Source organism: Saccharibacillus qingshengii, from assembly GCF_013185195.1.
Classification (GTDB): Bacteria; Bacillota; Bacilli; order Paenibacillales; family Paenibacillaceae; genus Saccharibacillus; species Saccharibacillus qingshengii.
In genome coordinates, this window is sequence record NZ_JAAZWC010000056.1 from 1 (window position 1) to 7457 (window position 7457).

Here is a 7457-nt window from a genome sequence, read left to right on the forward strand (position 1 = left end):
CATGCAGTAAGTAGCGACTTTTTGGGATCTCATAGTCATGGAGTATCTTATAATTTTTATAATCGCACCAATGAGCAAGTATTAGAGGGTATAGCTGTTGCTAAATCTATTGCTGGCGTTACAGGCACTATCCCTGCTCCAGCGGTAGATAATTTTTTTAAAGATACTTTGCCACGTGTACGGGATGCTTATCCGGTTTCGTTGCCTTTGCCGACTGGACAGGATTTTATTTATACGCCGACTGCAAACCCTGGGGTTGACGTACAAATGCGAGATGATGGTACACTCGCTGACGGTACTGGTAAGGTGTACGCTCCCGATCAAGTACGGGTCAAATCCGTACCTAAGCCTCGTATTGCTACTGATGCAGCTGGGGCCCCTATACTCGATGCTGCTGGTAATCCTGTAGTTGCTGTACCGGTTGGTCAGATTGGAGTTGGTGCCTCTGCGATCCCGGGGACATTGGTTAACGTTCGGACCGGTGAGGCGGTCAAGACCGAGACCGGCACGGCCAATCCTCCGTTGGATTGGGCATCGCAGCCAACTGCGGCGATCAACTGGGCACCACTCAAAATGACAGGCAGCGCGCTTACGCGTGTCTTCCCATTTTCCATCCCTTGGGACGTATATGCCCAGCTTAAGATATTCGATGTGCAGCCAAAGACTCCGGTTATCAAGGTAGATGTTCCCGAGTTTTGGCGGGCCGGGAGTTTTGTTTGGCATCTCAAGTTCGAAGTTAATTTCGGCATGTTCGATCCGGTTGCGGTCGGCATCCGTTGGATCGGCAATATAGCATTTACGGTCGGCCTGGCCTTGGCTATGCGTCGATTTATGCCACAGTGATCGGAGCGGGAGCGATATGGCAGACTTTTTCATCAAGCTAATTAATTACGTCATTGCCGGCATTGGTGCCGGTTTAACCTGGTTGATCGGGTTGCTGCCTCAATCCCCATTTGCGGAGCCTTTGGCTCCTCCAGGGATTATCAACCTGGGATGGATCACGTGGCTGCTGGACTTCCCGACTTGGATTAAGATCATTGGGGCAATGCTTGTGGCGATCATAATCTGGTATGGCGTCCGAGTTATAGCGCGTTGGCTCAAAGTTGCTTCTGGATAAAGCCGAACGATTTTTTGTCCTGGCTTCGACTCCGGAATCCTATTTCTTAACGATCGCAGGAACCGGCAATTTAAAACGTACGGATTGGGGGAGTTTTGATGATTTCTATGTATTCGGGAACGATCGGCAGCGGCAAGTCTTACCACGCCCTGGAGACGATCACCGATCACTTGGACAAGGGTGGTCACGTGATCGCCAATTTTCCACTTAATTTTGAGTTTGCGAAGCGTGGTAAGTTTTGGCAGGAACGCTTCATGTATGTGGACGACAGGTATTTTATGGGGGTCAAAGGTATTCGGCTGCTGCTGGATGTCTCCAGGAATCAAGGTTGGGATGAGGACGAGCGTGAGGGTATTTGTTTGGTCGTGATCGACGAGGCGACAAACTTTTTTGCTCGGGAGGATAATAATAAGCCCGAACAAAAGTTGTGGCGGTCCTTTTTTACCCAGACTCGTAAGCTCGGTTATGACTTTATCCTGATCGTGCAGGATGACATGTCTATTAACAAGACGATTAGCAAGTGTATCGAGTACGACGTTAAGCACCGTAAAGCCAATAATATTTTCCCTTTCTCTTTGCTCAACATGTTCAAAATCACCATCTTTTTTTACAACACGTATTGGAAACAGCAGCGGCTGCGTCTCCGATCCGATAGCACTATGTTTGTTAAACGGCTTTCGAAAATGTATCAGTCCAAGCGTATGTTTGCGAATTTGGATGAGCAGTTGGACCGGTTTATAAACGATTTGGCCGGTGTGGAGGATGAGGAGTTGCCGGATACTGTCTTTGGTAACTGTGCGGTTGAGGTTGACCAGGTAGACCACGAGGCTATTTACAAAGAGGCCTCATCGGGAGAGGACGGAGCACAGGATGCGGCCACCGGGTGGGGCCCCGGAGGGGCGGGCCCCGGTGGTTCAGACGAGCACCGGACCGAAGCTGTATGAGGCGCTTCCGTATTAACGTTGATGATGAGCTTACGGATCGGCTTCGTGATCTTGCGGAAGCGCTGGAGATGTCTAGTTCGGAACTTGCTTATAAGCTGTTGCAATCGTGTTTTACGGAACAGATGCATTTTATTCACACGGTTAAGGGGATGGAAGCATGCGTGAAAAAGTGAATTTAAGGCAGTCTGCGGCGATTATAGGTCTTTGCAGTTTGGCCTCTTTGCTTTGGGCGGTTGTGATTGTCGAAATTATATTTTTTATCGCTGTCGCTTGAAAGTGGTTCCCTTTTTCAAGGAAGCATGTTATATTGAAAAAGGGAACCGTAATCAAGAAAGGCGGTGATATTGTGGGACACGGTGGTGCGCGTAAAGGTGCTGGTCGTAAGCCGAAAGGTGTTAGGCGTAAGGTAAACGTTAATTTGCCTGAAAGTGATTGGGCGTATATCGAATTGCTCCTTGCGGAAAAAGACATTACTATGTCGGATTATTTTAAGACTGTTGTTGATCGTACCTTGACTGATGATCTTCGGGCGCTTAATACAACTGACCTTGATCCGGACGATCTTTTAATCCTTTGATCCCATCGGGGGTTTGGGGGATCTATCCCCCATTTATACCTTGATGCGGACGGCAAACCGGTTCCAGGAGTAAATGATAGGCTGCGGATCAGCAAAGTATTTAAAGGGTTAACCGGGTTCCGTTTTTCCACTCTGCCGATCCGGCAGGGTACACGAGGACTGTTGCTATTGAGGATTTTGCAACCTATGAAAAATTCATATTAGGAGTGATTTTATGTCTACAGTTGATGTAACACATATTCAAACAATGATTATTAATGAGTTGGAGCATCACCGTTCTATCCTTGAAGAAAAAGAAAAATTAGCAGTTGAGGATCATGTTAAGTCTCACTTGGCTGGCCAAATTTATGGTTTGACGTGCGCCATTCACATTGTTGAATCTGGTACTCCGGATTAAAGCGACGGTATGATACATTTGCTCGTTCTGGGGACGTTGATCGTGTTGCTCGTCGTTTATTTTATCAGCAGCGTCCGGATGATCCGGAACCGGCAGCGGCCGGGGCGTCGCATTTATCTGCTTTGGGCGGCGATGCTGATTTGTTCGGCATATTTGTTTGGTAGGAGGCTATTTGGATGGTCTTAGACGATATTTTGCGATTGGCTGCGCTGCTTTTTTTTAGCGCTTCGGCGGTTGCTGTATACGTTCTTTTCCTTCGAGGTATGAAAAGGTGGTTGGAATGATGCAAAAGGATGATTTTTGGCTCGTCGAAGATGAGCCGGTTGCGGAGCGTCGGGTGGTAGTAACACCCGACGAAAGTGCCACCGATGGCACAAATGATGAAAAAAACGCCGACGATGGTTCTCTTGGTCTTTGCCGTCGTTGTGGCAGGGGTACGGCTTATTTGATCCGATTTTCTGATGGATCAACGGAAGTTCGTTGCGATCGTTGTTTTGGTCATAGCGCGTCTACAGGCTATCTTGGTCGTGGTCGGGTATATCGGAGGGGATAATATTGGCGGTGGATACGGTTCGGCTGCGGTCGCCGTACATCTCTGAGGAACTTGCGGAACTGGTAGAAGCTGAATGCACAAAACGGTTGGGCATTGATATGCGGACGGGTAATGTGCTTTGGGAAATCACGACCGGCGATCTGAAAGGTTCGTATGATAACCGTATTGCGGTTGTCGTCAAGCGTAAAGAGTGGAAAGCGGATCGAAATGCAAAAAGACAGGGTGGCAAGGCTGCAACTGTTATGATGGACTGTCCTCCTTACATTGAAGTTGAGGCATCCGTACATAAGTTGCTACTGGGTCATAATATTTATGGCGGCACGGAAGATTTTGTGCTTTGCTGCAGGTACTTGCTGCAGACTATCGAACAGGGCTTGGGTATTACCTTGCCTGGGGGATATTACGGTGATTACGAACGGCATTGGCAGGTTAAGCGTATCGACTTTTCGTATGTGTTCCATATGGAAGCGGGAATGGAGGCTATTGAACAATTTTTTTATTTGATGCGTAACGCTTATTATGGGCGGCGTAACGCAGAAACGTATGGGCTGAATGGTTTACGTTTTAATGCATCGACTACAGTACTGAAGTTTTATCATAAGGGGCCTGAGTTTCGTAAACACGATATGTCGCGTCTTGTGCGTGCAGGTGTGTTTTCGCAGAGTCACGCTTTTGAACTGCTTCAGCTTGCCACTGATTTGTTACGTGTCGAAGTTGAGATTAAGCCACGAAAGATGCGTTACGATTTCGATAAGACGCATCACGGTACCGATCCATGGATTAAGGACATTACTCCTGAGTATCTTCGTTCTGTTTATGAGACCGAGGTATCGCGAGTTATGAAAGAAGGTAAGAAAGCAGGGGATGTTGTGCGGGATGCCTTGGATGTTGAGGATAGGCTGCGTGCTATGTATCCATCTGGACGTGCTGGTGTTTTGTTCAACGCTTACGTACGTATGGCACAGTTCGGCATACAAAAATACAAGTCTGCTGTTCCAAAGCGTACATTTTATCGTCATATGAAGGAACTTAAAGAAGCTGGTGTTTCTGTGCAGCTTACTGGGGAAGTTAATTTAGAAGAAGTGTCTGGGATTGCGGAGCCGGTTTTACCGAAGGATTTCCAGCCATTGCGCGACGATCCACGCCGATTGGGCGATGCAGACCCGGAGATTATCAAATTGGCGGCTGATATGAACAAAAAAAGAGCAACAGCGCAAAAAAAAGACTTCCGTATCAGAACGGAAGCACAGAAAGACGCTGTTAATAGTCAAACACATTATAGCCTACCATTTTGAAAAAGTCACCCGGTGTGCTACGTTAAAAAGCGTAGTGCATCTTTTTTTTAGGGGAAAAAGCCTATGGGTAGAAAACCTAAAGGCGACGAGACAGGTAAAACGGTCGCCATTCGACTCCCACTTTGGGTAGTTGAGCAGATTGATGCAACTGGGAAATCGCGCACCGATGTCCTTTTGCCCCTCATTCTGCCACATTTTAAAAAAGAGGCGTCAAATGGTGAAAAAACCAATTGACTATTTACCCTCTTTTTTTTACAATTAAACACGAACAGATATCCGTTTACGAAAATTTGTTCCCCTAAAAAACGAATAGAGGTGCAGTGATGAAAGAAACAATCGTGGTGCTGGCGCTAACTGCTTATAAGTTCCCGGACGAACAGACGGGCGAAATCAGAGAGGGCGCTCATATCCATTACATCGGTGATTACTCGCTGGCTGAAGAAATGAAAAAGGGTACGCCTCCGATCAAGATGACGGCGATGTACAGTCTTTACGAAGGTGCGAAAAACGGATCGTTCCCTGCTGTCTGCGAGCTTGAAAGTAAGACGCTGCCGAACGGTAAAGGGCAGCCTACCCTTACGCCGGTTAAGCTGCATTATGTATCTCCGATCGACATGGAAAAACTCTTTACTCCAACGCCACTCCCGAAGGTGTAAATATGGAAACCGTGCTCGAGGTCGCAAAGTCGATCCGGGAGACGGCGCCGTGGGAGTTTTGGTTGGTCTTAGGCTTAGGCATCGCTGCCCGGCCTGCACTATGGCTTATTCGGAAGGTGGCGATACTACGTGGAGGTAGGGGCAGATGAGGGTCAGCAACGGGCTTTGACAACTGATGATCAAAACATAATCGTGTCGGCTGCTGACCCTAATCCTCCGGCTGCTGATCAGCAGGCGCCGTCTCCCGGATCGCAGACCGTTACGAACAACGTTTATCAGGGCGAAGTGAGTTTGGAAGTGATACATAACGATTTGCAGCACGGGATCGTGATGGACTACTGGATACTTGGGGCGCTGATGATGATTGCCGGGATGCTGGTTGTCATAACGTTTTTTGTTGCAAGGGGGGAATCAAGCGGATGAATTTTGATCCGGCAATGATGCATGATATAGCGCTAATGGTAGCTAAAACCTTTGGCACTGGAATGTTGATTGGTGCGTGTGCCTCTGTGGGCGGACTCACTTTATCATATAGCAAACAACTTTTAAACAACCTTGGAAGGGGATAGGACAGATGGGTGCAGCAAAGGTTTTGGAATTTGGTCGTCAGCGTGTACGTGAGGCAAGAGATTTCACGCGTACGATGGGCGGTAAGGTAGCAACGGTAGCAGGGGGCGCAACGGGTGCTGTAGCAATGGCATCGACAAAAATGTTTGCTGCAGAAACAACAGTTACGGATTCGATCGCGACAAGCATGGGCACGCTCAAGACTGATGCTCTGGTTGCTCTCGGATCGGTAGCAGCAGTAGGCATCGTGCTTTTCGCCGGACCGTATGTATGGCGTTACGCTAAACGTGTATTCAAAACGGTTGCCTCCTAAGCTGGGGTTACGGCAATCAAAAGGGGGAGGCTCATTTCGGGCCTCTCTTTTTTTTCGAAAAAAAGCATATCAATCTTTTTCATATGATCGGAGTCTGCTTAAGTTGTGGCAATCAAAACTCAATTTTATCTCCTTGGGGATCTTATCAAAACTTCAAAATAATTCAGATCAATCTTTTGGCAAATCAATCTTTTTCATATGATCGGAGGCTGCTTAAGTTGTGGCAATCAAAACTCAATTTTATCTCCTTGGGGATCTCATCAAAACTTCAAAATAATTCGGATCAATCTTTTGGCAAATATTTGGGGTCAGTCTCGTTTTTGTACGACTTATTTATCATATCGCTTATTGTGGCTGCTGGTTTTTTCGGTTGGCATTATGGTCGTAAATCCGGACTCGAGGAAGGAGCTGCTAAAAATGATCGCCCTGTCGGATTTTGATCGCCGGCGTCTGATCGCGGTCGTCATAATCTGCATGATCGTCGTCAATCTTCTTGTGCCGATCCGTCAGGCTCATGCCGTCGTTCCGATCTTGGCTGCACCCGAAATCGCTCTTGGAACGTTTGTAGGCGTTGTTGCGATCGGAGCTGTAGGCATGGAAGTTTTCGGCTATACGCAACAGTCTGACCAGGCGATGGCTTATGCATCGGCTACTTGGGCTTGGGGGCAGGATACCATGAAAAAAGCTGTCGTCGATAGTTACAATGCTGCTGTTGCGGCAGGTGATAAAGTTATGACTCTGTCTGCCGAAGTAGTTGATTATTGGTCAAATGCTTTTGCGAGTATGTTGATTTTTGAGGAACCTACAGTGAATGTTGCGGGTGGTTATCGTTATGGTCGTACTAGTACGGAATCCGTAAATTTGATGCCTCCGGTAGATAGTTATCTTATTATGCCTGGCGGTTACGCGGGTACTGTGGTTGTCCGAACCGGCCCAATAAAGGATTACTATATCGCCGGCATATCTCATGCAGTAAGTAGCGACTTTTTGGGATCTCATAGTCATGGAGTATCTTATAATTTTTATAATCGCACCAAT

12 protein-coding genes are annotated in these 7457 nt (G+C 47.4%); all 12 read left to right on the plus strand.

The features are described from left to right. A partial coding sequence (locus HRQ60_RS22890) for a hypothetical protein (protein ID WP_172200816.1) occupies window positions 1–843 on the plus strand: 843 nt, incomplete at its 5' end. Between the two features lie 16 nt (window positions 844–859). After that, entirely contained in the window at window positions 860–1117 is a 258-nt protein-coding gene (locus HRQ60_RS22895; protein WP_172200819.1) for a hypothetical protein, read from the plus strand. 98 nt (window positions 1118–1215) lie between these two features. Further along, on the plus strand, window positions 1216–2061 hold the full coding sequence (locus HRQ60_RS22900; protein ID WP_172200822.1) for a zonular occludens toxin domain-containing protein: 846 nt from the start codon (window positions 1216–1218) through the stop codon (window positions 2059–2061). Between the two features lie 307 nt (window positions 2062–2368). Then, window positions 2369–2638, plus strand: a complete 270-nt coding sequence (locus tag HRQ60_RS22905; RefSeq protein ID WP_172200825.1) for a hypothetical protein — start codon at window positions 2369–2371, stop codon at window positions 2636–2638. 214 nt (window positions 2639–2852) lie between these two features. Next, a complete protein-coding gene (locus HRQ60_RS22910) occupies window positions 2853–3035 on the plus strand; it encodes a hypothetical protein (protein ID WP_172200828.1) in 183 nt (60 codons plus the stop codon). 561 nt (window positions 3036–3596) lie between these two features. After that, the gene (locus HRQ60_RS22915; RefSeq protein WP_343044806.1) at window positions 3597–4883 is read left to right on the plus strand and encodes a phage/plasmid replication protein, II/X family; all 1287 of its coding nucleotides are present in this window, start codon (window positions 3597–3599) and stop codon (window positions 4881–4883) included. Window positions 4884–4946: 63 nt separating this feature from the next. Beyond that, window positions 4947–5117, plus strand: coding sequence for a hypothetical protein (locus HRQ60_RS22920; RefSeq protein WP_172200832.1), 171 nt, complete (start codon window positions 4947–4949; stop codon window positions 5115–5117). Between the two features lie 89 nt (window positions 5118–5206). Beyond that, entirely contained in the window at window positions 5207–5539 is a 333-nt protein-coding gene (locus HRQ60_RS22925) for a hypothetical protein (protein ID WP_172200834.1), read from the plus strand. Window positions 5540–5668: 129 nt separating this feature from the next. Further along, a complete protein-coding gene (locus HRQ60_RS22930) occupies window positions 5669–5962 on the plus strand; it encodes a hypothetical protein (protein WP_172200836.1) in 294 nt (97 codons plus the stop codon). Between the two features lie 151 nt (window positions 5963–6113). Then, window positions 6114–6419 (plus strand): hypothetical protein, encoded by a 306-nt coding sequence (locus tag HRQ60_RS22935; protein ID WP_172200838.1) that lies wholly within the window; start codon window positions 6114–6116, stop codon window positions 6417–6419. A 218-nt stretch (window positions 6420–6637) separates the two neighbouring features. Continuing rightward, on the plus strand, window positions 6638–6859 hold the full coding sequence (locus HRQ60_RS22940; RefSeq protein ID WP_172200840.1) for a hypothetical protein: 222 nt from the start codon (window positions 6638–6640) through the stop codon (window positions 6857–6859). After that, window positions 6837–7457, plus strand: a 621-nt coding sequence (locus tag HRQ60_RS22945; RefSeq protein WP_172200842.1) for a hypothetical protein, incomplete at its 3' end; no start/stop codon positions are given. The genes HRQ60_RS22940 and HRQ60_RS22945, both read left to right, overlap by 23 nt.